We start from the raw sequence: 25,699 nt of genomic DNA, 5'->3' as shown, positions 1-25,699 counted from the left end.
CTATATATATTACTTTTTCATGCGAAAAATTTACCTCTAAAAAATAGTAAGGGCAGGAATAAAACTCTCCTGCCCTTTTTACGATCTATAATTTTCCCTATTCAATACCAGGAAACAAAAACTGTAGTATATTCGGTGTATCTATGAAACGATAAACTGTGAAAAAGAAAAAACTACTATATAAAATCATAGTGAATATTTTTTTCATAATAACTCAGCCACCTTATCCTTTTGCTTTTGGTAAATTCTCAAGATATTGATCTGATAAATATAGTAACTTTCTTGTTTGCTCAAATTGTTTCTTTATCTCTGGACTTAAAGGAATTAGCCCTCCATCTACACTCATTGCTTGCCCCGTTTCAAATGTCTCTTTTGGAATATAACTGTACTCTTGACCAATAAATGTTCCATCTGGAAAAAAGAATCTCTGCGGAATCATATTTTTTCTATAATTCAGCAAATCTTGCCCAAATATAACTTGATCTCCTGTATCAATACCTAATAGATTTGTAATGGTAGGTAAAATATCTACCTCACTCCCTATTGTCTCAATTTGCTTTCCTTCTTCTAACCCCGGATAATGTATCATGAATGGAATGCGATATGGATCAATTTGCCCATTTTTCAATTTAGATTTAGGCAAATATTTTTTCACATGATTTGGCAGAGCATTTGTATCAATAATATGATGATCCCCATATACGACAAATAAAGATTTATCCCATAATCCTTCACGTTTTAATTCCTCTATTAAAAAGCCCACTTCTTTATCTGCATAATGAATAGCCTGAATATAATTACCAAATTGTGTCCCTTCTAATTCTTTTGGTAATATTAGCGGTTTATGATCGCTTGGTATCTTGAACGGATGATGACTACTTAATGCAATAATATGTGCATAGAATTTTTTATTCTGTTTATCTAATTTTTTTAAAACAGGTACTGTTTTTGTATACAATACTCTATCACTGGCTGCTATACCGATTACCTCTTTATTCCCAAAATATTGTTGGTCATAAAATTGATCAAATCCTAATGCTTTATATACTCGTTTTCGATTATAAAATTTCGCATGATTTGTATGAAACGTATTCGTCACGTAATCATTCTTCTTTAGTAATTTAGGAAGGCTTGGAACTTCACGATTTGCAAATCGATTTGAATTTAGCTCATGAATTCCTGGAAACGTTGATGTATTAACAGTCCACTCAGCATCTATCGTATTTCCTCTTCCTGTTTGTTGAAAAAAGCTTGGAAATGACAGAGATTGATCACGTAAATGATCTAGATTCGGAGTGATTGATTTCCCATTTAGTTTTAAACCGATTACATTTTCTTGTACTGATTCGAGTTGAACCATAATTAAGTTTTTCCCCTTTGCAACGCCCTCATATTCAAGATGTTGCAAAGGTTGTATTTCTTTTACATCTCTTATAACAGAATTTGTTATTTTACCATTCGCTATATCGTATAAATTGTTTTGTGGGAAGACCTTACTCATTGGAAATGATACATTATACGAAAAAAAACCCATTTTCTCTGATTTTTTTTTCTCATCTAATATATCTTCTTTATTTAGGACATAGATGAACGTAAATATTACAACTACAAAACTTAAAGCAATCATGCCCATAGTTTTTTTTGAAAATTTCATATCCTTTCGATTTTTGTTCATTTTTCCTGCCCTATAAATCAAAAAAGGTATGATAATCATATCTCCTATGTAATATAAATCTTGCCATTTCCAAAGAGAAGATATACTTTCCTTTAATTCTACAGTTTGATTTGCTAATGCTAAGGAATGATACGTCGGTATCACACCATAAAACCTCTTATACAATACACAAGTAATCAATAACACTCCGACTATTAAACTTAATACACTATATAAAGTTGGTCTTATTTTTTTCGATACTAAAAATCTAATTAGAAAAAATACAAAGATAATATATAAACCGTCCATTATAAAACTATTAATATTAAATTGTTCATACAACTCAGTATATCCAATGAACACTTTACAAACTATTATAAAAAACATTAAAAAACTCAATTTTATTCCTCCACTTTTTAACTCTCTACACTGACTCTTCCATTTTTATCATATGTTCTTTATCCATTACTCGATTATGCGGAGTATGAACCCATACTTTTTCTTTTCTTTTTATAAATCCTAAAAAAATAATAGGTACCCAAGAAAAACCAAAAATATAAACAATAGGTGTCCATATTATATTCGTCATCTTTTTCTCTTGTAACAAAGCTATAATAGGTAGTATATAAAAAGATACCGCTATCAAAAACCAAATCCATGGATGTAATACATATGGCATGATGTAAGATGGAAGCAGTCCATAGTATGTAACAAAAAATAAAATAATAGAATTTACTGAGAGCATTGTTCTTGTTGGCTGAATAAGATAAATGAACATATCTATTGCATTCATATTAAATGTTTGAGTAAAATTCTTCAAAAGTGGACCAGAATATTTAACCATGCAGTCCATGTGCCCTTGCATCCATCTAATCCTTTGACGAAAAGACACCTTAAAATCCGTTGGTTTTTCATCATAAATTTTCGCATCATGTGCCCAGCCTACCGCTCTTCCTTTCGCCAATATATACTTCGCTGTAAACTCAAGATCTTCTGTTAAACTTTCTGTTCCCCAACCAATCTCTTTTAAAATATTCATTGTAAAGCACATACCTGTTCCCCCAAGTTGTGCTGATAGCCCTAATTTCCCCCTACTCAATTGATATAAACGATTAGTAGACCAATAAGCCACTGCATACGATTTTGAAATCCAGTTATCTTTTGGATTTTTTGAATCTAAATAGGCTTGAACAACTTCGTATTTTTCTTTTATTAACTTATCATTTAATACTTGTAAAAAGTTTCTTGATACTATGTTATCTGCATCTAATATAACAACTGCATCATATACTTCCTGCTGCTCTTTTTCTAATCGAAATAAATTTTGAAACATCCATTCTAGTCCATACCCCTTTCCTCGTTTCTGATTATCGTGCCTTTCCCAAGCCTTCACTTTATTCTCTCTCACAATTCGAGCTGTATCATCTGTGCAATTGTCACAAATTACATGGATATCATACTTTTCTTTCGGATAATCAATCTTCTTCAAATTTTTCACAATTTGTTCAATTACTTTTTCTTCATTATGTGCACATACCAATATGGCGAATCTAATATGTGCAGTATTATGATCCGACAGATATGAATTCTTTTTCTTAACAAAGCCTAATAAACTAACTACTACTTGATATAATGACAGCACACCTTGAAACTGTGTCAAAAAAATCAAAAAAGCTACCATCACATATAAAAGTAATCTGCCTATATAGGTCACAAACGATATATCATTAAAACTCGTAAGTACTGCACAAATCATACACAATACGAATAGAATCCAAAGACCCTTCGCTTTATTGATATTCATTTTTTATTCCTTCTCCCATCTCTAACTTTTATAAACTGAGAAAAATATTTTCTACAAAACCTTTATAACTTAATATTTTAATTATCAAATTATTTACATCACTTTAAAAAACTCGTAAGTTGCGAATTACATATTGGAAATTCTATTGTCTTATAAATCGTTATCTACTCTCTACTGCACCTTGTTCAATTTTAAATTTTACTTCTTTATAATTTCGTATCTCTTTTTTAGACTTTTCATCCTTAAATTGAACAATAGAAACAGTATGTTCCCCTACCTTCAATAATTCTCCCTCTAAATTAACAAAAGTAGAAAATACTTTCGTTACTTCTTCTTTTGTAATAAATTTCTTATCCACATATATATAAGCCGTTTCATTTTCGTTCAACCCTTTTAACTCCAATTGAATTTGAGCTAAATTGAGCTTAGGATCTACTTTTAAAATTGGGATTTGATTTTCTCCTTGTTGTTCACCATTCGTAATTAATTGCATACTAGCCTCCCCAGTTTCTTTTACTCCTTTAGGAAAAATTATTTCTTTCACTTCTCTATCTTCTTGTTTATTGATTTCCTGCTTAACCATATTTTCCTTACTACTTGAACATCCTGTGCTAAGTAATAAACAAGCTATTCCTATTCCAACTAGATATTTGTTCATTCCTTCTCTCTCCTTAACAAAATATCTTCATTACATAACACCTGTATGTATGCGTTATCATTTCATTGTTAAATTTTTTAACGAATCCCCCTTATCCATTCTCTAATAATTTTATATTTAACACTATCAAGATAGTGTTAAATATAAAAAAATTGAACAAATTAGTTAATTATTGTAAAATTGTAAATGTAAAATTATGTGATTAAATCTTCCTCATGCACATCCATTAGGTTATATTGTTTCCTAAAAAAATTCAACCCTTTTTTTTACATATTTGGAAATAGATTAATATTTTATATTGATAAATATTTTATTTATCAAGCCTTATTTTTATTAAAATACTCATTTAAAATCCCTTTAAATCAACATTTATTCATTATGACGTACGCTAAAAAAGAAATGAAAGAATCTAAATCTTTCAAAAACAAGTTTGATTTTTTTTCCAAAATGTTATAAGGTAATTTGCGTGTTAATTTTGACACCAAACATACTAAAGGAGGATTTCTTATGAGGGAACCATACAAAAAAAGAAATGGTAGGAGAGTTATTACATCGCTATTATGTTTATCTGTATTAACAACACCTATCGTTTCAGAAGCTGCAACGGAACAAATTAACAATTCTAAGATTACTAGTAAGGAACAAATAGGTCATATGATCTTACAAGTAACGCCAAGTAATCCAACCCCGATGCCTGGTGAAACGATTACATATCGCTATAAACTTACAAATGCCACAAATAAAGTCATTAAAGATGTGTGGATTGCAGATTGGAATGTAAATATGTTACAAGGCCGTTTCGATTTAGATAATGATAACGCTTTCGGACCAGGGGAAACCATTACTATGACGAAAAAATTCACTGTACCAAAAGATGTTACAGAGGGACAAACGCTTCGTAGTTTAGCTACCGTATATGGTGTGATTGACGGAAAAAAAATAACAACTCAAGCAAAAACATTTGTTACAGTTGATGTAGTAAAACCAGAAATTTCGCTAAAGGTTTCAACAAATAAAGAGGTTGTAACCCCCGGCGAGACTATCATATACACTTATCATATAAAAAACACTGGCAATCGTAATTTGACTAACGTTTGGGGAGCAGACTGGCATCTTGGCATGTACCAAGAATATGCGGATATTGGTCCTGATAAAATTTTAATACCTGGGGAAGAAGTTACAGTTCAAAAAGAATTTACTGTACCAGAAGATGAGGAAGATCAGAAGATTATTTATAGTGTTGCCTCTTATTATGGCTACTATGGAGATACCTTGGTGAAGCAAGATGCACGAATTGGTATTACAGTAAGCCACGAACTTATCAATAAAGCAACCAAAGGAGTGAATCGTTTATTTACTGATGAAGGTCATTCCACATTACATGCAAATATTACGCAACGAGACATTGATGCGGCAGCGAAACTTGTATTAAGTTTACCTGAAGCAAAGCATAAACAACAATTACAACAAGAATTGGAAAAAGCGCAAAATCTATTGAATCATTTCAATAACGCAACAAGTATCGTCCATGGACTTTTTGGCGATGAATCTCATTCCGTTCTTCACAACGAAACAACACAGAAAGAGGTTGATATAGCAAAAGAAAAAGTGTTACAACTTCCTGATAATAACAATAAAACAGAACTCTTAAACGAGATTAAAAAAGCGCAACAATTGCTCAAGGAACAGGAAGCAACACAATTAAAAAATGCGCAACAAGCGGTTGATGCTCTATTCAGCGATGATAAACACACTATATTAAATGACTCTCTTACTGAAAAAGAAATCAAAGCAGCTAAGCAAAAAGTAGAACTCGTATCAAATTTATCTGAAAAAGAAGTATTACAAAAAGCAATTGAACGAGCTGAACATCTATTAAATGTATTAAACGAGACTCGTAAAAACGTAGATTCTCTATTTACCGATCGTTTCCATACAGCATTAAAAGAAACAATCACTCAAGTTGATATTCATAATGTTAAAATAAAAGTTGACCAACTTTCTAGCAACAATGATAAGCAAACTTTAATAAAAGAAATTGAAAAAGCACAAAATTTATTCAATGCTACTCAAACTCTAAAATTACAAAATGCGCAAAAAGCAATTAACGATTTGTTCACGGCCAATGATCACAATACGTTAAAAGCTAATATTACACAAGCTGATATTGATGCCTCCAAAGCGAAAGTTGATCAACTTCCTGATACGGAAGATAAAACAAATCTATTAGATGAGATTAAAAAAGCACAACAGCTCTTTTCTGAATTACAAAAAGCACATGAACTACTAGAGTCGCTATTTACAAATGGTATCGGAACTCCTGTCAAACAAGGCATTACACAAACAGATATTGATAAAGTACGTACGGATCTAAAGAAACTTCCTGATAGCCCTGGACGTACAAAATTATTAAGTAGAGTTCCTAGTAACTTCTCTAACATTACATGGTATGCAAAACCATTTGGTAATAAAAACGTTACTGACTCACAAAAAATTACAGTTACTAAATTATATAAAAATACTCAACATGCTCCATTTATAGACTTCGATTTTGATTATTCTTTAAAAGGGGCACAAGTTACTGTTTCAAACCGTGATGTTCTAGACCCTATCATCTATCCTGATTATGCTGAAGCGGGTAATCTAAATATGAAAATCATGAATCGAGGTACAACAAAGGTAACAATTAGCTCTGCTGATGGACTATATTTTAAAGAAATTACGATCAAAGTGATATAAGTAATAATCATCTTTCATACTATGTACTGTCTCTAAGGAATATAAAAATACGATTTATAACGAATAAAAAATCTAGTCAATATAACAACTGACTAGATTTTTTATTCGTCATCATATCAGTTTCTTTTTTAAAACTATATTTCACACTTACTCTTACCTAATATATAATAATGAATTTTTATTATATCATATTCCTTATACCTATCAAGACATAAAATAAAGAAATAGAATCCAAATGGATATTATTTTAATGAATTGTTGTCTCTACTGACTGGCTTCCTCGAACACATTCTCTTTGAAATACACAGTTTGCACATTTTGAATAAAATGGAGCCTTCATATAGTTCCTCGGGTCTATTATCATTTCCCTCATTATCTTTAAATACTCTATTCCTTCTATTATATCTTTATCTTTTGGAACATATTCATACCTAGTTCCTTCTATATAAATTAACAATTTCAATTTTCTCTGGTAATATACCGAAACCCTTATAACAAAATACAGTTATTAGTTTCTGACAAAGAGCAAGCATTTCTTCATTTCCATCCACAACATACTTTTTTATGACAAAAGATTGAGAAGACCATTCACCAACTTCAAAGGTTAAGGAAATATGGATTCCTAGTTCTTCCATATACATTTGAATTTTTTCATATAAAAATAAAGGTGGTGTTTTACTTTCATCTGTTTTCACAAACTGTAACAAATGATCTGTCAATTTTGCCAACACAATATAATATTCTATTTTAGAAGAAAACAGAGAAGTTTTTACTTTATGCCAATGTTTCTCCAATAGCTCCAGTAACAAGATTTCTGTTTGTTTCTCCTTTGACGCCAAGTAATATTCATGAACAATTTGATTTACAATCATTTGGACGATTTGTTGCCATTCAAGTGAAGAAGGTTCTCTCCTTTTTATATGACGAAAATAAAATTTATGGGGACAACGCATAAATTCATATAAGTGATAATCTGTCATCATCTTAATTGAGATTTTCCTTTGCAACTGCTCTTCATCTCCCTTTCGCCATTAAGAAAAGTGTTTTATAAAATCGACACCAAATTGAAGACACTTTTCTACATCCTCATCTTCTGGCGTTAACTCTACTTTTAATCCCTCTAACACAACTTCAGCACCGCGTTCTTGTAATTTTTCTATTAAAATATCGACAGCTGCACCATATTTCGGATAAGCGGAGTCACAAGAACCAAATACAGCCGCTTTTTTTCCCGTTAAATGAATTTTATCCATTTCGTCATAGAAATCTAAAAAATCATCTGGAAGCTCACCATCTCCCCAAGTATATGCACCTAAAATAATACCATCGTATTCTTCTAATATAGAAGCTTCTGGTGTAGTCATCATATCGATTACTTCAATTTCATTTCCTGTTTCACGAATTGCTCCAGCAATGTGATCTGCCATTTCTTCTGTATTGCCACTCATACTTGCAAAAATCATTACGAACTTACTCAATTGAATCTCTCCTTCGTTCATATACTACTTTTTCTATGTAATTCGTTTCCATTCCACATATTTTTCTTTATCCACCAAAATGATAATCATTATCAATTTCATTTATACCATTAGGTTAATTGATAACGATTATCAAAGTCAATGACTATTTTCAAAAAAATAATGAAAAGGTACAAGCTTGTCCTCTAAAGATTCATATACTATGAATGAGCATAGTTCTTTCTCAGCCCTCTCTAACGGAAAGAAATAAAAGCAACTGCGATTCTCGCAGTTGCCTTTTTTTATCCCGCTATTTGAAAGCAGTAACAATCCGATTGCTAAGAAACCTCCCCACTGATGAAAATTTCACTTTATATCAACACTCGACTTCTAATAGTTTCATTGTCGCTTCTAAAAATAGCATCGCACCATAAATAAGTGCCGACTCATCTACATCAAAGTTCGGATGATGATGTGGATAACAGGTCTTCTTTGTTTCATTTCCAGTCCCTAGTTTAAAGAAACAGCCCGGAGCTTTTCTTAAATAAGCAGAAAAATCTTCTCCTCCCATAGAAGGAGCTAGTTGTATAATGCTATCACTTCCCAATAACACTCGAGCACTTTCTTCGACGACTTTTGTAATATCTACATCGTTAATAACAGGATCATATCCATAGCGATATGTATATTCATATGTAGCGCCATGTGCTTCTGTAACACCTTTTACAATTTGTTTAATTTTTTCTTCTGCTTCTTTTCTAACATTTTGCTGAAAAGACCGTACCGTTCCCATTAAAAATGCTGTATTAGGAATAATATTATCCGCTGTTCCACCATGAAATTGTGTAACAGAGACAACTCTTTGTTCAAAAGCACCTGTATTTCTCGAAACAATATGTTGTAAATTCGTAATGATTTGTGCTCCTACTGCTATCGGATCAATTGTTTCTTCAGGTCTGGCCGCATGACCGCCTCTTCCCTTCACCTCAATTGTAAATACATCTGGCGCTGCCATCATTGGTCCATATACGATTCCAATTTTACCACTCTCTAACCCAGACATGACATGCAGACCTATAATACAATCTACTCCATCCATAACCCCAGCCTTTACCATCTCTCGACCACCACCAGGATAAACCTCTTCTGCATGTTGAAAGAATAGCCGAATCTCACCATCCCATTCTTCCTCCACTTTTGCAATCGCCTCTGCTACTCCTAATAAAATAGCTGTATGTGCATCGTGACCACATGCATGCATAACGTCTGAAACGAATGATCTATACGATTTTTCATTCTCTTCTTGAATTGGTAACGCATCTATATCTGCTCGAATAGCGACAACTTTTCCGCGTTTCTTACCCTTTTTCTTTGCCATCACACTATATTTTGTTGGTCTTGTTACTTCAAAAGCGGAAAAGGAACACAATATATCATAGATAAACTGAGAAGTTTGTTTTTCATGGAATGAAAGTTCAGGAAACTGATGAAGATGGCGACGCCACTTGATTATATTTTTCTCTGAGATAAGCTTTTGCCATTTTATCATTTTATCATTCATTCCTCATAACCCCCTTCTAATCGTTCGTCCTCTATTTCAATATATTTGTTTTTAAAGGCAGCCTTTCAGGATTTCTACGTTTTACATGACAAATCAATTACAAATTTATGATGATTGTAATATAATTAGTAAGTTAGGGATTTTCTTTTTTAGTATTTAGTGCTACTATCAGAAAAGAGCCTTTTATCTTATTTTTACCTAAAATGTGGAATTTTGTTTTTTTCACAATTATGTAGGACATGCTACCTACATAGAGTTATCATTTTATAAGAGAGGGAAAGACATGGAAAGATTAAAAGAGATATGGTCTCGACCACTCACACAATGGTTTACAAAAACCTTTTATTACCTTGCAATTTTATTTGCATTACTTTGGTTGTATGGCTTTCATGATACAAACACAAGTACATTTATTTACAATGAATTTTAGGGTGGGAAGAACGTTATGAAGTTATTAGAACAAATCGAAAAGTGGGCGACAGAAACGCCTGATCAAACCGCTTTCGTTTGGCGAGATGCAAAGATTACGTACAAACAGTTAAAAGAAGATTCTGATGCATTAGCACATTGGATTTCATCTGAATATCCAGATGATCGTTCACCAATTATGGTGTATGGCCATATGCAACCTGAAATGATTATCAGCTTCTTAGGTTGTGTAAAAGCCGGACACGCTTATATTCCTGTTGATTTATCTATTCCGGCTGACCGTGTACTACGTATTGCGGAAAGTTCTGGTGCGAAACTTCTTTTATCAGCAGCAGAATTAACTGTAACTGACTTACCAGTTCGCACTATATCTCAAAACAACTTAAAAGACATTTTCTTTACACATAAAGGGAAAATTCCAAACCCTGAACATGCAGTAAAAGATGATGAGAACTTCTATATTATTTACACATCAGGAAGCACAGGTAATCCAAAAGGTGTACAAATTACGCATAACTGTCTTGTTAGTTTTACAAAATGGGCGATCCAAGATTTCAACTTACAAACAGGGCAAGTATTCTTAAACCAAGCACCTTTCTCATTTGACTTATCTGTAATGGATATTTACCCATCATTAGTAACAGGTGGTACACTATGGGCAATCGATAAAGATATGATTGCACGTCCAAAAGATTTATTTGCATCATTAAAACAATCGAACATTCAAGTATGGACTTCGACACCATCTTTTGCAGAAATGTGTTTAATGGAAGCTTCTTTCTCTGAAAGTATGCTACCAAACATGAAAACATTCTTATTCTGCGGGGAAGTATTACCAAATGAGGTTGCGAAAAAATTAATGGAACGTTTTCCAAAAGCAACAATTATGAATACGTATGGTCCTACAGAAGCTACTGTTGCTGTAACAAGTATTCCTGTTACGCAAGAAGTTATTGATACGTATCAATCCCTTCCAGTTGGCTATTGTAAATCCGACTGCCGTCTTCTTATTATGAAAGAAGATGGAACGATTGCATCAGATGGAGAAAAAGGTGAAATCGTAATTGTTGGCCCAAGCGTAAGCGTTGGTTATTTAGGAAGCCCTGAATTAACAGAAAAGTCATTTACTATGATTGACGGCGAGCGTGCCTATAAAACAGGCGATGCTGGCTATGTAGAAAACGGTCTTCTATTCTATAATGGTCGTCTTGATTTCCAAATTAAGCTTCATGGGTATCGAATGGAATTAGAAGAAATTGAGCATCATCTTCGTGCATGTTCTTACGTAGAAGGAGCAGTTATTGTTCCAATTAAAAAAGGTGAGAAATACGATTATTTATTAGCGGTTGTTGTTCCTGGAGAGCATTCGTTTGAAAAGGAATTTAAATTAACATCGGCAATTAAAAAAGAACTCAATGAGCGATTACCAAACTATATGATTCCACGTAAATTCATGTATCAATCTTCTATTCCAATGACACCAAATGGAAAGGTAGATCGCAAAAAATTATTGAGTGAGGTTACAGCATGACCGCATATGGATCATTTTATTTTTTCGTGATTGTAGGCATTTTATTAATCCCTACGATTATTGCCGGATTAAAAGGTAAAATGTTGCGAAAATATAACGCTGTTTTAACACTTGTTATGCTTGCGATTATCTTCTCTGATAAACCAAAGCAAGCCATTATGTTAGCAGTATTTATTATTTGGCAATATGTCCTTATTCGAGGCTATTTACATTTGAGAAAACAAAATAATAACACGTTCATGTTTTGCATGGCTGTTATTTTGTCGATTTTGCCGCTTATTTTAGCCAAAATCGCACCGTTTGTACCGGAACTAAAATTTGTTGTTTTCTTAGGTATGTCTTACGTAACATTCAGAGCAGTACAAATGGTCTTTGAAGTTCGTGATAATTTAATTAAAGAACTTTCCTTCTTTAATTTCTGGGAATTCGTTTTATTCTTCCCTGCTATCTCTACGGGACCTATCGATCGTTATCGAAGATTCCAAAAAGATATTCAAAAGCCACCTAGTAGTGAGGAATATCAACAACTACTCTATACAGGAATAAACCGTATTTTCCAAGGTTTTCTGTATAAATTTATTATTGCTTATTTAATAAATCAACATCTTATGGAAGCGGCATTTGCTAAACAAGATACTTTTCTTTCAAATGTAATTTACATGTATAGCTATAGCTTCTATTTATTCTTCGATTTTGCTGGCTATAGTGCATTCGTAATCGGTGTAAGTTATATGATGGGAATTAAAACGCCTGAAAACTTTAATAAGCCGTTCCTTAGTCGTAACATTAAAGATTTCTGGAATCGCTGGCATATGAGTTTATCGTTCTGGTTCCGTGACTTTATTTATATGCGCTTTGTCTTTTTTGCAACGAAGAAAAAGTTATTGAAAAATAGATATACGATTTCATATATCGGCGCATTTTTAAACTTTTTCATTATGGGGATTTGGCATATTACTGGTGAGCATGTATATCAATATATTATTTACGGTCTTTATCATGCTGCTTTATTTATCTTGTTCGATATTTTCGAACGAAAAAACAAGAAGCATAAATTTTGGCCAAATAATAAATGGATGCATATTCTTGCAGTTGTAATTACATTCCACTTTGTCTGTTTCGGTTTCCTAATCTTCTCTGGTCACCTAAACAGATACTTTTAATGCATCACTTCTTATTTCATTAAGAAGTTCGCATATATAATACATTTCGGATATAAAGGAGATTTTTAAAATGGCAGAATTTAAAGAGCAAGTATTAGATATTTTAGAAGAAGTATGTGAAAACGATATTGTGAAAGAAAATCTAGATGTTCAATTATTTGAAGAAGGTATTCTTGATTCTTTCGCTGTTGTATCTTTATTAGTAGAATTCCAAGAGCGCTTAGGTATTGAAGTTTCTATTTCTGATTTCGACCGTGATGAGTGGGCAACACCAAATATGGTTATTAAGAAATTGGAAGAAATCCGATGAGCAAAGCAAAATTTGGACCGATGCTTCTAGCATTGGCCCTTTTTGCTGTATTCTTACTTATTCCAACACGCTTTCTACTTCCACTTGTCAGTGATAAGAAAGTAGAACGAGCTGCTACTTCTTTACAAGAAGAAAAAATTCAAAGTATGATTTTACAGCAAAAAATGTTAGAAGACCCGAAATATCTTCCGATGTATGGTTCATCGGAGTTCGCTCGAATGGATGCTTTTCATCCATCCAATTACTTTAAAGTAAAACCAGAAGGATTCACACCATTCCTTCTTGGCCGAGGTGGAACACAGAACCTTGTACATGTATTAAACTTTGCATCTACAATGGATCAATTAAAAGATAAAAAAATGGTCTTTGTTCTTTCACCTCAATGGTTTGTCCCACACGGTATTGACGAAACGCATTTTGCACCTAACTTTTCTAAGCAACAAGGATATCATTTCATTTTCAACAATGATTTAAAACCGGAAATGAAACAACAAATTGCAAAGCGTTTGCTAAACTTTGAAATTGTAAAGAAAGAAACATTGTTGAAAACTTCTTTAGAAGGTATTGTTTATGATGATACAGAGCATAAAATAAAAGCAATGGCTGTAAAACCTTTTGCTTATCTGTATCGCAATATTTTAGATCGTAAAGATTTATTTACAGCAATGTTTCATATTAAAACACCAAAAGAAAAGCTTGATCCATCATTGAAACAAATGAACTGGGAAGAAGCGCGTAAATATGCAGATGAAACTGGTAAAATGGAATCACAATCGAATGAATATGGTATCGAAGATCATTATTTCAATAAAAAAATTAAAAAGAAATTGAAACAACGTCAAGGATACTTAAAACATGATGCTTATGATCAATCTCCAGAGTATGAAGATTTACAAACTGTACTTGACTTATTAAAGCAAACAGGTGCAAAACCAATCTTCATTTCTGTTCCTGTCAAAGGGACTTGGTACGATTACGCTGGATTCCCGAAAGAACGCCGCGAATTGTACTACAAAAAAGTTCATGAGCAAATTAAGAAAGCTGGATATCCAATTGCCGACTTCTCAAATCATGAATATGATACGTTTTTCCTAAAAGATCATATGCACTTAGGTTGGAAAGGCTGGGTTTACATCGACGAGGCCATCCAACAATTTTATAAAACAAACTAAGAAAAAGACCGCTTGAATTACTCAAGTGGTCTTTTTTTATATACATTTTCTAATTGTTCAATGGCGTTCTCCGCTTCTGTCATAACTCGCTCTACTACGTGCTTAGCTGATTCTATTCGTGCTAATGATGATGCTTGTCCTGCCCAAAGCGACATATATTCTTTCTTATTTTGTTTCGCTGCTTCTTGGCGTATTTTAGAAGTTAATACGTTTTGCACTGGATACATTGGGAGTCTATCCTCTTTTCCTTCATGCTGTTCTATAAAAATATTCCGTATGCCTCTTGCATATTTTCCAGAAAATGCTCTCGTAACAGTGGTACTCGTATCTGTACTTTGCAATATGGCCTCTTTATATACATCATGTGTAATGCTTTCTTCACTCGTTAAAAAGGCTGATCCCATTTGAACACCTTCTGCACCTAATGCCAACGCAGCAACAAACCCTTTCCCGTTCATTACACCACCTGCTGCGACAATCGGGATATGCGAGACTGCTGCTACTAACTGAGGTATTAACGCAAACGTACCAATCATAGCATCTTGTTCTTTACCGATAAACGTTCCTCTATGCCCTCCCGCTTCACTTCCTTGTCCAACAATAATATCTACTCCTAATTCCGCAAGCACCTTCGCTTCGCTTACATGAGTAGCTGTTCCAATTACTTTTATTCCTTCTCGTTTTAAAGCATCTATCTCTTCTTGTTCTAACGTTTGAAACGCAAAGCTAACGACCGGTACCTTTTCTTCTACTAGCACTTGTAATTGTTCTTTATAACTTTTTGGAAGCTTTAATACCTCTTCTTCCTCTATACCTAACTCTCTATTCACTCCATTAAGTAAGACTTTCGCCTCATTTACCTTCTCTTTTTCTACTTGTATCTCTTTCGTTAAAAGTAAATTAACACCGAAAGGCTTATGAGTTAACTGCCTTATTTTATAAATCGCTTCACGAATTTTTTCTGGGCTCATATAGCCGGCTCCAAGCGTGCCTAATCCTCCGCTATTACTGACCGCTGCCACAAGTTCTGGCGTCGTAATCGCACCTGCCATACCTGCTTGAATGATCGGATACTTAATTGGTAATATGTCTGTAACTCGACTTGTAAACATCATTCTCCCTCCTATTCTCCTTATATCTTCTTTATTTGACAAGCTTTCCCCTTCTCTTACAAGGATTGAATTTCATACGAAGCGAATATATTGAAAGAGAAGGAGGCTGAAAACAATGATATATCCAAATGCGTTAAAACAAGGTGATACAGTAATGATTATTGCACCGTCTGGCCCACCAGCACTTGAAAATGTATTAAAAGGTGTGAACGTATTACAAGAGATGGGCTTATCCGTAATAATGGGAAAGAGTGTTTATGAGAAGTATGGGTATTTAGCTGGAAGTGATCAAGTTCGTCTTGATGATATACATGAGGCCTTTACAAATAATGAAGTAAAGGCAATTTTCTGTGCACGAGGTGGTTACGGAAGTGCTCGTCTCCTCCCTCACATTCAATATGAACTCATTCAACAAAATCGAAAAATCTTTTGGGGATATAGCGATATTACAGCTTTACATATTGCTTTTTCACGCTATGCAAACCTCGTGACGTTCCATGGACCGATGATTGAAGAATTAGGAAAAGGGATAGATTCTCTATCGCTTTCTTCTTTCAATCAGCTCTTCCATCCCTATTCATCTATCTTGACGACATCAGAATGTATTGTACCAGCCCCTTCCTGCTTCACTACTGGAACACTCATTGGAGGGAATTTAACTGTGCTGACAAGTACACTTGGGTCACCATTTGAAATCGATACAGTAAATAAAATTGTATTGCTTGAAGATATTGGAGAAGAACCATATCGCATTGATCGCATGTTGAACCAACTCCATTTATCTGGAAAATTTAATACATGCCGAGGCGTTATTTTTACAAGCTGTCATGACTGCATTCCTTCAAAACCATCTCAATCGTTACAAACGATATTATACGAATACTTTGCACCGCATCATATCCCAGTTCTATTCGGCTTACCAATTGGACACATTAGCCCTAATATTGGGATTCCCCTTGGGATTACGGTCACAATGAATACAAACAGAAATACAGTTTCTATCCCTTCCGGTATCGTGCCATTTACAAACTAAAAAAGAAAAGCCGAAATGGCTTTTCTTTTTTAGTTGTAATACTGAAAGATGCGACCAGACACAATATCTGCGATTTCTTCAGGAATAAATGTTTTGCTTATTTCCGTGCCTACATTTAATACCGCCGTTGCATCCTTATCCACACTTTCAAACAATTCTTTACCACGTATCGTAATAAGAGGCGTATCTTCTGGCAATACTTCTTTTACAAATTCCAATTGCGTAAAGAACGGAACAATCCATCTGTCCTCTCCTTGAAAATGGCGTAAACGCAACGTTCCTTCTTTTGCTGAATCCTCTGCTTCAATTGTACCAGCAACATAAAAATGAGTCGTAAGTAACAGTTCATAAAATTCTTTTTGTTTTTGCTTATCATCCTCTGCTAAAACGAGTACGGTTTCTATTTTTTTCACTGGAATTTGCTCCATATACTGCCACCCCTATTTCTCAAAATAATTATACTTAAATTATACGAAATATTCTTATTTTTTTCTATATAATTATGCAATTATTTTCTCAAAATAATTTTAATACCTCTTTTGTCACCACAATCGTAGCAAATTCTTCATGTAAATTTACAAGTGTCATATTATGAATTGCCTCTGCACTATACTCTATACCACCTGGCCCTGTCCGGTTGAATGTAGCCGTTGCATCGCTCACTACATACGTTGTAAACCCTAAATTACTTGCCATTCGTGTTGTAGTCTCCACACAATGATTTGTCGTTAATCCTACAATCACTACCGTATTACATTTTTTCTCTCTTAATTGTTCTTCTAAATTTGTCCCAATGAACGCGCTATTAACCGTTTTTTGAATCATCACTTCACCTGTTAATGGTTTCACTTCTTCTTTGAAGCTTACTGTTTCTGCATATTGATAAAGTGAAACTTTAATCCGTGGGGGTTTTCTTCATCCCCCACGGATTATGAGCCCTCACCAATCGGGCTGTTACGGGCAGCCCTACTCCCACCTATCTTCCTTGCTTTTCTCTGCATCTTGAGGTGGGAGACTTACTGCCCTAAAATAGCGGGATAAAACATCGACTGAACATTTTCTTTATTTACATGTTGAATATGAAAAATTGGTCGTTTCCTTTTTCTCCATTCTTCCAACAAACTTTTTATATTTTCTTCAGCAAAAAGATGATTTCTCTCGCCCCAGTATGGTAATTGAAACGCCTTTTGTACATCAATTATGATAAGCGCTATTTGATTCATCATCATTTTCCCCTTCGGTTGGTTGTAATTGAAATACAAAACCAAGTTGCTGCGACGCAGTAATAAAACAAATATACGCACAAAGCTCTACCATTTCTTTTTCCGTCCAATATTGTTTTAATACATGAAACATAGTATCATCTATCGCCTTTCGATCATGAACAAATGTATGTGCAAAAGTAACTGCTACACTAATTTCTTCCACCTTTTGCATATCATCAGGTCTTCCCTTTGCCATGCAGTACGGACATTCATTCCCATACGCTAATGTTCTTCTTACTTGCTCCTTCAACTCTGGCGAAAGATTTCCTGTATGATATAGTGTGTTCTCTAACGCATTCCATGAATGTAATATATCTGGATTATGACCTAATAACTTTTGAAATTTCGTATCTCCTACATTTGATAATGCAATTCTCTCCATCACTCTCTCCTCCTCTTCACACTTTTATTGTAAAATAAATAAGACGCTCTTTACATTTCATATGAATCTTAATTTATATGTTTTCTTTACAAAAAACATAAATTTACTGGAGGTATATTTACAAATGCCATTAGACCGTGTGGATCGTAAAATTTTAAATGAATTATATAATGATAGTCGCCTTTCAATGCGAGAGCTATCAAAACGTGTGAATTTATCCGCACCCTCGACAACAGAACGTGTTCGTAAATTAGAAAGTGAGGGGGTAATTCGAAAATATACAATCGATATCGACTATAAAAAAGCTGGCCTCGTTTTAGATTGTATTTTAGAAATTACTTTAAAAAATGGTGATACAACACGTATGCAACAATTTATTCAGTCTTATCCATCAGCAAGCTTTTGTTATCGAGTAACAGGCAGCCTCTGTTATATCGTGAAAATTTCTGTTCCTTCCTTAGTTGAACTTGAGGAATTTATTAATGATGTCTCTTCCTATGCAACAACTGTTTCTCATATTGTCTTATCAGAAGTTGCACTAACGCCTGATATGGAACATGTTTTCCCAGAAGAATAAAAATTAATTTTTATTCAAAACGACCTTAAAAACCCCTTACAAAAAGAATAAAAATGTTTTATTATGTATTAAAATACATAAAGTTCAAGAAAGGGGTATCGTTTTGAAAATTTGGTTTTATGAAAAAACAGCGCAGGAAGATGACTTGCTTGGCATTTGGGATAATGTTCCTACCATTCCCCGCATTGGGGAAAAAGTAGAGATTTTAAAAACAATTCGTACCGTTACAGATATTAAATACGTAAAAAAAGGAAATAATTTTCATGTAGAAATTGTTATTCATTAAAAAAGTAGCCTTCCTTTCATCGGAGGGCTACTTTTTACTTTGCTCAGCTTTTTTAATAATCATTTGATCATTCTCTACCGTTATTGTTACCTCATCATTTTCTTCTAACTTGATCCGATTGACAACTTCATCCGGTAATTCTACAGCCATCAATCGCTCCGTTATAATAACTTGACTATATATTTCATTTCGCGGCGTTAGTTCTGTTCTCTTTTCCTCATTGATGAAACGAAGAGGCGGCACTCCTGTCTCCTTTATATTTCGCCAATTCTTCCGAATAAAAGGTACAAACCACAATAAACTAATCAAAATAAAAATCGCTCCAGCCCATAAGTTTCCTGCTCCTTGTAATGCACTAGCAGAAATCGTATCGTCTGTTCCTTCTCCCCCTATTAATTGCATAATCGTTACAATACAATTATTTAAAGCATGCACGGCAATGTTCATCCATATATTTTGTGTCTTAATATACAAAAGGCACATGATGATTCCAAATAAGAAAGCGCCTACAATATCAAAATGACCTAGCCCAAAAATAAGAGATGAAATGATTACAGCTCGTTTAATCCCCCACTTTACTGTCATACGTTGTAAGAAAAAACCTCGAAAAATCACTTCTTCCATAATTGGTGCAAATATACATGCCGAAATAAAGCTAAATATCGTTGTGAACACATTGTTCGTATCAATTACACTCGTATCATTCAATATATCTACAATAAAATTCGGGACAAGATGTGCTAGTATGTAAAATTGAATAAATGATACACCAAAAGAAAAAATCATTCCCATTGCTGTTGCAATCAAAATTAATTTCCAATTCATTTTTGAAGTTTTATCAAAAAAACTAGTAAATACAATATTATTTTTTTGTGTTTTTATATAGAGCCATAATAATGGAAATATAAAAAACACTGTCGTTTGCATGAAGACATCTTCAATTGTTTCTGAAACTCCTATCACCGTTAATGGTACTACTGTAACAATCATTCCTAAAATCATCCATGCAAAAAAACTACGAAGTCTTATATGTGAAAATGCGTACTGAATAAAAAACACCCCCAAGATGATATATCCATAAAATTCTTCCTATTTTGCTCAGTTCATTTGTTACTACATTTCAATGAAACTATGTAATAAAGTGAAACTTTAATCCGTGGGGATTTTCTTCATCCCCCACGGATTATGAGCCCTCACCAATCGGGCTGTTACGGGCAGCCCTACTCCCACCTGTCTTCCTTGCTTTTCTCTGCATCTTGAGGTGGGAGTCTTACTGCCCTAAAATAGCGGGATAAAAATTCCTCTTTACAAGATAATGCCAAATGTCGCGTTTTATACTTTCATTTTATAAAACATCTTAACGTGTTGAAAATAAGAAAAAGTTTTTACACAGATTTCTTTGAAAATATGATGACCTCTATCCCTTAATCTATTACACTATGAAACGCATATTTATAGAAGTACATTCATGCTAATGATGGACCGTACTTCTATAATCACAACCATTTTCAAGATCGTTATAACCTCTTTATAAGGATTATGTCCATCTTAATTGCCATTAAGAACATCACTACAAGACGATATACAAAAAGTAAAAAAGAACAAGTTCATGAATGAATCCCCCGCTCATCGCGGAGGAGTTTTCATTTATAATACATCGCGTTTTTGGAATAAGACACTTGACACAATCAGTAATATAGCAAAGTATACGATAACGACTAATAATGATGTTGTAAAAGTAAATCCAGCAAATGGAGGTTCCATTCCAGCGTTAATTAATTCATTACTATCGTATACACTTAAATCTAAATGAGAAAAAACAGAGAACTTTGCTGCATCTTGCGCAAGAATCATTAATACCGTATTTATTGTTTCTTTTAAGAAAAAGATAAATAGGGTCATAACTAATGGTAATACAGATTTTCTAAAAATATTTGCTAAACAAAAAGATAATGTTATAAAGAATAACAATGATACTATCTCATACATAAACATCTTCATTAACACAGCAACTGTTAGTCCCTCTTTTTCTCCACCAAAAACAACCATTCCAACTAATATGGAAACCATGAGAGCAATAAACGATATAACGGTTACAACTAATGCGATTGTTATATATTTTGAAAATAAAACTGTAACTCGCTTTCTAGGACGAATCAGTAACTGTTTAATTGTTCCTTTTTGAAACTCTTCTGTAATAGAACGAGTCGCTAAAGTGATTCCAAAAATTGTTACAATAAGAAATATCAAACTCAACATTGTATTTGTAAAGGAACCGTATCCAGAAATTTGCAACTCAGCTGGTGCCCATTGTTTCATACCGACCGCTATTATAATTTCTAATCCAATTAATATTCCCATTAAAAAATATATACCTTTTTTTGCATGTAACTTTAAACATTCATTTTGGATTAATTTTATCATTATGCCTTCACTCCCCCTGTAATTGATAAAAACTTATCTTCTAACGTTTTGTTTTGTACTGTAACGCCATATACGAGAATATCATTATGAACAAGTTGTTTCACAATTTGTGGAATTTCAGTCTTTGTTACAGAAGCAACAATAATATTTTCTTGTACCTTACCGTGAATGATTTCATTTGCACGTTCGATTTGATCCACTTCAAACGTTACGACGACAGTTTCATCATTCTTCGCCTTCTCATGTAAGTTATATGCTTGTACAAATTGACCATTCTTAATAATTACAACGCGATCACACATTAATTCGATCTCACTTAATAAATGACTCGATACAATGACAGCTATATTTTTTTCCTTCGCTAATTTTTGTAAATAATCACGAATTTCATGAATACCAGCTGGGTCTAATCCATTTGTCGGTTCATCTAAAATAAGAACTTTCGGATTGTGAAGAAGTGCTTGAGCAATTCCTAGTCGCTGCTTCATACCAAGTGAATATGTTTTTACCTTTTTATGAATCGCATGCTCTAGTTCAACTAGCTTCACAATTTCAGCGATGCGCTCTTTACCAATTGGTGTAACAGCCATATTAGCAAAATGCTTTAAATTTTGCATACCTGTCATATAATCATATAATTCTGGGTTTTCAACAATCGCTCCAATGTGTTCTAACGCCTTCTCACGTTCTGTCCGAATACTATGACCGCAAATCATAATATCCCCTTCTGTCATAGCAATAAGACCTGTCATCATGCGAATTGTTGTCGTTTTTCCGCTTCCGTTCGGCCCAAGAAATCCATATACCTCTCCCGCTTCCACTTCAAATGAAAGACCGCGAATAATTTCATTTCCACCAATCTTTTTATAAACATTTTCTAATTTGACTACTACATTTCCCAATGATTGTTCCTCCTTTAGACTTCTAGTTTGTTGTTGATGATGTAGGCTGTTGCGTATATACATACTAAACTTATCATGCAAGCAAAACTAATATTGTATATATTAATAGCTGTTCCTGTATACATACCCATTTCTAATCCTTCACCACTTAAATTAATTACTTTTTTTGTGAATTCATATGTTGTCGTTACTTTCCCTAAACCTGCATACATTCCTTTAAAGATTGCATTTAAAATAAGAAAGGAAACAATGATGAAGAAGAATTGCAGCTTTCTCTTTTTAATTAACCATTTCATTAGTACGATTAAAAATAATATTTGAACCATAATACTTTCTATTTTCAGCATTTCTATAAAAGAACTCAAAAACCATTCCATTCTTGTCATATCTTTTACTTCATTCAATAGTTGAAACAATGGCGAACCCGGTATTGCCAAAATCCCCAAAATATACAATAGACAATCAGCCACAACTTCCCATGCTATCATCACTGCAAATAAGAATAAAACCATTCCCCATACTATTTTCCCCCCGGAAACCCCACTTAAACGAATCAGTGGATTTTTTAAAAGTTTTGAAAAGGTAGTTACCGTTTGTATAAGGGAAAGCAACATACCAAATATATATAATATTACTATAATAAAAAAGAGTTCCATTTGCTTTTTATCAGATGTACCACTTAACTGTACATTCATTTGTGCACATAATATGGCCATGACAAATATAAATATAAAAAATGAAATAATGAACCTCTTTCTATTACAATTCCACATATAATGTAGTAATCCGCTCACCTACTAAACACCTCCTTAAACAACCCAGTCACCGCTTTCCCTTTTTGAAAACGAAGTTCTTCTACATTTTCATGAAGCACGATTTCTCCATCCTTTAAAAAGAGAACTTCATCAAAAATATTTTCAATTTCACCAATTAAATGTGTCGAAATGATAATTGTACAATCTTCTCGATAAAACTGTAAAATAAGCTCTAATACATGCTCTCGTGATATTGGATCTATCCCACCAAGCGGTTCATCTAATATGTAAAGCTTTGCTTTTCTAGAAAATGTTAAAATGAGCTGTAGCTTTTCAACCATTCCTTTTGATAAAGCTGTAATTCTCTCTTCTAACGGTATTTTGAATGCAACAATTGTATCTACCGATTTTTGTATATCAAAATCTTGATAGAAATCACGATAGAAAAATATTGCATCTTTTACAGTCATCCACTCATCAAATACAGGATAATCTGGCATAAATGAAACAACCTTTTTCGTATCTAATCCTATTTTCTTTCCTGCAATTGTAATATTTCCTTCTGAAGGATGTTGTAAACCAGCCATCATTTTTAATAGCGTCGTTTTTCCGCTTCCATTATTCCCAACAAGACCAATGATTTTTCCTTCTGTAATCTCCAAATTCACATTCCGAATCACGGTCTTTAAACCATACCTCTTCCATAGGTTTTTGATCGCAAGTAAATTCATCATCCTTTCTCCTCCCTTTTTTCTTCTAATGAAGAACGAAGGATAGAGAGGATTTCATCTCCAGAAAACCCTAATTGATCCATTCCATTTATGAAAGAATCCAGCAGTTCTTTGGCCATCTCTTTACGCAATTCCATAATTTTCTCTCCTTCGCTCGTTACATATCGTCCCATTCCCCTACGAGTTATGACGATACCCTCTCGCTCTAATTCCTGAAAGGTTCGCTGAATTGTGTTTGGATTCACCTGTAACTCGCTTGCTAGTTCACGAACAGAGGGAATTTTATCACCAAGTGATAAGTGACCAGTTGCAATCTCTTTTTTTATGTATTCCATCACTTGAATATAAATTGGTATGTTTGGAGAAAACTCGATTTTCATTTCTCCCCTCCTTTTGTATCAGTGTACTAGTTACATAGTACACCGATACAAAAGGATTGTAAATACTCATATGAAAATGATTACAAAATATAGTATGGATTGCTCCTGCTCATGTACACATTTCAAATGCTATTTACATCATGTCAATTCTAAAGAACGTGACGGAATCATAAGATTCATCGTCAAGATGATTTGCTGCCCTAAAATAGTAAAATACCGTTTCCCTTTATTCATTTTTCCATATCATAAGACATAGAAACACTTTTGCGAAATAATAACATTATGTAAACTATTTAATAAATACATGAAAAAATGGATATCCTACTCGTTACTAATCATTTAGTAGTAATACAGCAAATAGAAAAAAACAGGAGGCTTTTGCCTCCTGTTTCCTCTGTCATCTATTAAAAATCAAATACAAAATCATCATCTGATAATTTTTCAACATTTGTTGCCTTTACATAGCCATTCCCTTTTACAGAGAAGAAATCATGGTTTTTCGTATCCGTACGTAAACCGTTTAAAACAATTGGGTTAATTTCTTCTTCTTCAAAGCGTGGTTCTAATCCTAAGTTCATAAGTCCTTTATTTGCATTGTAACGAACAAAGCGATTTACTTCTTCAACAAGACCAATAGACGTATAAATTTCTTCTGTATATGCCGTTTCAATTTCATACAGTTCCATTAATAAATCTTGTGTTTCCTTTTGCACTTCTTCTTGTTCCTCTGCAGACAATTCAGCGAAGATTTGTTGTGCTAAAAGACCAACGAATACGCCGTGAATACTTTCATCACGAATAATTAAGTTAATAATTTCACCACTTGCAGTCAATTTTCCTTGTCCTGCTAAATATAGAGGATAGAAGAAACCGCTATAGAATAAATAACTTTCTAAGAATACACTCGCTACCATTGCCATGTATAACTCTTTTTTCGTTACTTGTGGCTTTAATAACTTGCGATAGTATCCTGTAATAATACCAGCTTTTTTCTCAAGTAATGGATGATGATCCACCCAATCAAAAATCTCATCAATTTCTTCTTCTGTTGCAAGTGTCGTAAAGATATGACTGTAACTCTTCGCATGTACTTCTTCCATAGCACCCATGAAAGCTAATACACTTTTCGCTTGTAAATTCTCAATATGTACAAGCACAAGTGGCATCCCTTCGCCACCTTGTTTTGTATCTAAAAGTGTTAAGCCACCTAATACACGCTTATACGTCGTTTGTTCTTCTTTTGATAATTGCGCCCAAGTATTTTTGTCAGAAGATACTGCGATTTCTTCTTCTGTCCAAAACTGAGCGATGTTTTGCTTCCAAAACATTAAACTAAAATCGTCTTCTTTTTTATTCCAGTTTACCGCACGCATT

General features: G+C 33.6%; 24 protein-coding genes and 3 pseudogenes. 9 read left to right on the top strand and 18 right to left on the bottom strand.

The window, feature by feature from the left end; genetic code table 11:
• Positions 1-223: 223 nt before the first annotated feature.
• The 3 genes from MR058_RS02775 to MR058_RS02765 all read right to left on the bottom strand — a co-directional run bounded on the left by MR058_RS02775 (position 224) and on the right by MR058_RS02765 (position 4,116).
• Complete coding sequence (locus MR058_RS02775; RefSeq protein ID WP_242142534.1) at positions 224-1,819, bottom strand: LTA synthase family protein; 1,596 nt, start codon at positions 1,817-1,819, stop codon at positions 224-226.
• A 259-nt stretch (positions 1,820-2,078) separates the two neighbouring features.
• Positions 2,079-3,458 carry a glycosyltransferase family 2 protein gene (locus MR058_RS02770; RefSeq protein ID WP_242142533.1) on the bottom strand — a complete coding sequence of 460 codons (1,380 nt, stop codon included), beginning with the start codon at positions 3,456-3,458 and terminating at the stop codon, positions 2,079-2,081.
• A gap of 160 nt (positions 3,459-3,618) precedes the next feature.
• On the bottom strand, positions 3,619-4,116 hold the full coding sequence (locus tag MR058_RS02765; RefSeq protein ID WP_242142532.1) for a hypothetical protein: 498 nt from the start codon (positions 4,114-4,116) through the stop codon (positions 3,619-3,621).
• Positions 4,117-4,623: 507 nt separating this feature from the next.
• On the opposite strand from MR058_RS02765, the gene MR058_RS02760 reads away from it, so the two are divergent.
• A complete protein-coding gene (locus tag MR058_RS02760; protein ID WP_242142531.1) occupies positions 4,624-6,855 on the top strand; it encodes a toxin Cry1Ac domain D-VI-related protein in 2,232 nt (743 codons plus the stop codon).
• Between the two features lie 247 nt (positions 6,856-7,102).
• Here MR058_RS02760 and MR058_RS02755 read toward each other — a convergent pair.
• The 3 genes and pseudogenes from MR058_RS02755 to MR058_RS02745 all read right to left on the bottom strand — a co-directional run bounded on the left by MR058_RS02755 (position 7,103) and on the right by MR058_RS02745 (position 9,873).
• Positions 7,103-7,862 (bottom strand): annotated as a pseudogene (locus MR058_RS02755) (hypothetical protein).
• A gap of 24 nt (positions 7,863-7,886) precedes the next feature.
• Entirely contained in the window at positions 7,887-8,333 is a 447-nt protein-coding gene (locus tag MR058_RS02750; protein WP_242142530.1) for a flavodoxin, read from the bottom strand.
• Between the two features lie 355 nt (positions 8,334-8,688).
• Positions 8,689-9,873, bottom strand: coding sequence for a M20 metallopeptidase family protein (locus MR058_RS02745; RefSeq protein ID WP_277926413.1), 1,185 nt, complete (start codon positions 9,871-9,873; stop codon positions 8,689-8,691).
• A 283-nt stretch (positions 9,874-10,156) separates the two neighbouring features.
• Here MR058_RS02745 and MR058_RS02740 point away from each other — a divergent pair, with 283 nt between their 5' ends.
• The 5 genes from MR058_RS02740 (at position 10,157) to dltD (ending at position 14,478) form a co-directional block, all read left to right on the top strand.
• On the top strand, positions 10,157-10,303 hold the full coding sequence (locus MR058_RS02740; protein WP_140388401.1) for a teichoic acid D-Ala incorporation-associated protein DltX: 147 nt from the start codon (positions 10,157-10,159) through the stop codon (positions 10,301-10,303).
• 15 nt (positions 10,304-10,318) lie between these two features.
• Complete coding sequence (dltA, locus tag MR058_RS02735; RefSeq protein WP_242142529.1) at positions 10,319-11,833, top strand: D-alanine--poly(phosphoribitol) ligase subunit DltA; 1,515 nt, start codon at positions 10,319-10,321, stop codon at positions 11,831-11,833.
• A complete protein-coding gene (dltB, locus tag MR058_RS02730; protein WP_242142528.1) occupies positions 11,830-12,996 on the top strand; it encodes a D-alanyl-lipoteichoic acid biosynthesis protein DltB in 1,167 nt (388 codons plus the stop codon). Before dltA ends, dltB begins: the two co-directional genes overlap by 4 nt.
• Before the next feature lie 70 nt (positions 12,997-13,066).
• Complete coding sequence (gene dltC, locus MR058_RS02725; RefSeq protein ID WP_011984169.1) at positions 13,067-13,306, top strand: D-alanine--poly(phosphoribitol) ligase subunit DltC; 240 nt, start codon at positions 13,067-13,069, stop codon at positions 13,304-13,306.
• The gene (gene dltD, locus MR058_RS02720; RefSeq protein ID WP_242142527.1) at positions 13,303-14,478 is read left to right on the top strand and encodes a D-alanyl-lipoteichoic acid biosynthesis protein DltD; all 1,176 of its coding nucleotides are present in this window, start codon (positions 13,303-13,305) and stop codon (positions 14,476-14,478) included. Before dltC ends, dltD begins: the two co-directional genes overlap by 4 nt.
• 17 nt (positions 14,479-14,495) lie before the next feature.
• Here dltD and MR058_RS02715 read toward each other — a convergent pair whose 3' ends face one another.
• Positions 14,496-15,632, bottom strand: coding sequence for an NAD(P)H-dependent flavin oxidoreductase (locus MR058_RS02715; protein ID WP_242142526.1), 1,137 nt, complete (start codon positions 15,630-15,632; stop codon positions 14,496-14,498).
• Between the two features lie 73 nt (positions 15,633-15,705).
• Between MR058_RS02715 and MR058_RS02710 the strand changes: the two genes are divergently transcribed.
• Positions 15,706-16,623 (top strand): S66 peptidase family protein, encoded by a 918-nt coding sequence (locus MR058_RS02710; protein ID WP_242142525.1) that lies wholly within the window; start codon positions 15,706-15,708, stop codon positions 16,621-16,623.
• Positions 16,624-16,652: 29 nt separating this feature from the next.
• Here the strand turns inward: MR058_RS02710 and MR058_RS02705 are convergent, their stop codons facing one another.
• From MR058_RS02705 to MR058_RS02690, 4 genes and pseudogenes are all read right to left on the bottom strand, one after another.
• On the bottom strand, positions 16,653-17,051 hold the full coding sequence (locus MR058_RS02705; protein WP_242142524.1) for an SseB family protein: 399 nt from the start codon (positions 17,049-17,051) through the stop codon (positions 16,653-16,655).
• A gap of 88 nt (positions 17,052-17,139) precedes the next feature.
• Positions 17,140-17,508, bottom strand: a pseudogene (locus MR058_RS02700) (isochorismatase family protein); the annotation flags it as partial.
• 155 nt (positions 17,509-17,663) lie between these two features.
• Positions 17,664-17,849 (bottom strand): annotated as a pseudogene (locus tag MR058_RS02695) (cysteine hydrolase family protein); the annotation flags it as partial.
• Complete coding sequence (locus MR058_RS02690; protein WP_242142523.1) at positions 17,818-18,270, bottom strand: carboxymuconolactone decarboxylase family protein; 453 nt, start codon at positions 18,268-18,270, stop codon at positions 17,818-17,820. The pseudogene MR058_RS02695 and the gene MR058_RS02690, both read right to left, overlap by 32 nt.
• 124 nt (positions 18,271-18,394) lie before the next feature.
• On the opposite strand from MR058_RS02690, the gene MR058_RS02685 reads away from it, so the two are divergent.
• Together MR058_RS02685 and MR058_RS02680 are read left to right on the top strand one after the other, a co-directional pair.
• Positions 18,395-18,847 (top strand): Lrp/AsnC family transcriptional regulator, encoded by a 453-nt coding sequence (locus MR058_RS02685; protein WP_242142522.1) that lies wholly within the window; start codon positions 18,395-18,397, stop codon positions 18,845-18,847.
• A 103-nt stretch (positions 18,848-18,950) separates the two neighbouring features.
• A complete protein-coding gene (locus MR058_RS02680; RefSeq protein WP_242142521.1) occupies positions 18,951-19,133 on the top strand; it encodes a DUF3913 family protein in 183 nt (60 codons plus the stop codon).
• A 27-nt stretch (positions 19,134-19,160) separates the two neighbouring features.
• On the opposite strand, the gene MR058_RS02675 is transcribed toward MR058_RS02680, so the two are convergent.
• The 7 genes from MR058_RS02675 to nrdF all read right to left on the bottom strand — a co-directional run bounded on the left by MR058_RS02675 (position 19,161) and on the right by nrdF (position 25,698).
• Positions 19,161-20,183, bottom strand: a complete 1,023-nt coding sequence (locus tag MR058_RS02675; RefSeq protein WP_242142821.1) for a CPBP family glutamic-type intramembrane protease — start codon at positions 20,181-20,183, stop codon at positions 19,161-19,163.
• 597 nt (positions 20,184-20,780) lie between these two features.
• Positions 20,781-21,557, bottom strand: coding sequence for an ABC transporter permease (locus tag MR058_RS02670; RefSeq protein WP_242142520.1), 777 nt, complete (start codon positions 21,555-21,557; stop codon positions 20,781-20,783).
• Positions 21,557-22,459 (bottom strand): ABC transporter ATP-binding protein, encoded by a 903-nt coding sequence (locus MR058_RS02665; RefSeq protein ID WP_242142519.1) that lies wholly within the window; start codon positions 22,457-22,459, stop codon positions 21,557-21,559. Before MR058_RS02665 ends, MR058_RS02670 begins: the two co-directional genes overlap by 1 nt.
• Before the next feature lie 14 nt (positions 22,460-22,473).
• Entirely contained in the window at positions 22,474-23,253 is a 780-nt protein-coding gene (locus MR058_RS02660; protein ID WP_242142518.1) for a hypothetical protein, read from the bottom strand.
• A complete protein-coding gene (locus tag MR058_RS02655; RefSeq protein ID WP_242142517.1) occupies positions 23,250-23,948 on the bottom strand; it encodes an ABC transporter ATP-binding protein in 699 nt (232 codons plus the stop codon). Before MR058_RS02655 ends, MR058_RS02660 begins: the two co-directional genes overlap by 4 nt.
• Complete coding sequence (locus tag MR058_RS02650) at positions 23,945-24,325, bottom strand: GntR family transcriptional regulator (RefSeq protein WP_242142516.1); 381 nt, start codon at positions 24,323-24,325, stop codon at positions 23,945-23,947. The genes MR058_RS02655 and MR058_RS02650 overlap by 4 nt, the downstream gene beginning before the upstream one ends.
• A gap of 404 nt (positions 24,326-24,729) precedes the next feature.
• Positions 24,730-25,698 (bottom strand): class 1b ribonucleoside-diphosphate reductase subunit beta, encoded by a 969-nt coding sequence (gene nrdF / locus MR058_RS02645; RefSeq protein WP_242142515.1) that lies wholly within the window; start codon positions 25,696-25,698, stop codon positions 24,730-24,732.
• Position 25,699: the final 1 nt, after the last annotated feature.

The organism is Bacillus cereus group sp. BfR-BA-01430, from assembly GCF_022663115.1.
In the GTDB taxonomy this organism is placed as follows: Bacteria; Bacillota; Bacilli; order Bacillales; family Bacillaceae_G; genus Bacillus_A; species Bacillus_A cereus_BD.
This window is presented reverse-complemented; position numbering and strand designations above follow the sequence as displayed.

Coding starts and splice junctions, on each gene's coding strand:
- MR058_RS02770 (WP_242142533.1), bottom strand. CDS start 3,458: ATGAATATCAATAAAGCGAAGGGTCTTTGGATTCTATTCGTATTGTGT.
- MR058_RS02765 (WP_242142532.1), bottom strand. CDS start 4,116: ATGAACAAATATCTAGTTGGAATAGGAATAGCTTGTTTATTACTTAGC.
- MR058_RS02760 (WP_242142531.1), top strand. CDS start 4,624: ATGAGGGAACCATACAAAAAAAGAAATGGTAGGAGAGTTATTACATCG.
- MR058_RS02745 (WP_277926413.1), bottom strand. CDS start 9,873: ATGAATGATAAAATGATAAAATGGCAAAAGCTTATCTCAGAGAAAAAT.
- MR058_RS02740 (WP_140388401.1), top strand. CDS start 10,157: ATGGAAAGATTAAAAGAGATATGGTCTCGACCACTCACACAATGGTTT.
- dltA (WP_242142529.1), top strand. CDS start 10,319: ATGAAGTTATTAGAACAAATCGAAAAGTGGGCGACAGAAACGCCTGAT.
- dltB (WP_242142528.1), top strand. CDS start 11,830: ATGACCGCATATGGATCATTTTATTTTTTCGTGATTGTAGGCATTTTA.
- dltC (WP_011984169.1), top strand. CDS start 13,067: ATGGCAGAATTTAAAGAGCAAGTATTAGATATTTTAGAAGAAGTATGT.
- dltD (WP_242142527.1), top strand. CDS start 13,303: ATGAGCAAAGCAAAATTTGGACCGATGCTTCTAGCATTGGCCCTTTTT.
- MR058_RS02710 (WP_242142525.1), top strand. CDS start 15,706: ATGATATATCCAAATGCGTTAAAACAAGGTGATACAGTAATGATTATT.
- MR058_RS02705 (WP_242142524.1), bottom strand. CDS start 17,051: ATGGAGCAAATTCCAGTGAAAAAAATAGAAACCGTACTCGTTTTAGCA.
- MR058_RS02690 (WP_242142523.1), bottom strand. CDS start 18,270: ATGGAGAGAATTGCATTATCAAATGTAGGAGATACGAAATTTCAAAAG.
- MR058_RS02685 (WP_242142522.1), top strand. CDS start 18,395: ATGCCATTAGACCGTGTGGATCGTAAAATTTTAAATGAATTATATAAT.
- MR058_RS02670 (WP_242142520.1), bottom strand. CDS start 21,557: ATGATAAAATTAATCCAAAATGAATGTTTAAAGTTACATGCAAAAAAA.
- MR058_RS02655 (WP_242142517.1), bottom strand. CDS start 23,948: ATGATGAATTTACTTGCGATCAAAAACCTATGGAAGAGGTATGGTTTA.
- MR058_RS02650 (WP_242142516.1), bottom strand. CDS start 24,325: ATGAAAATCGAGTTTTCTCCAAACATACCAATTTATATTCAAGTGATG.
- nrdF (WP_242142515.1), bottom strand. CDS start 25,698: ATGCGTGCGGTAAACTGGAATAAAAAAGAAGACGATTTTAGTTTAATG.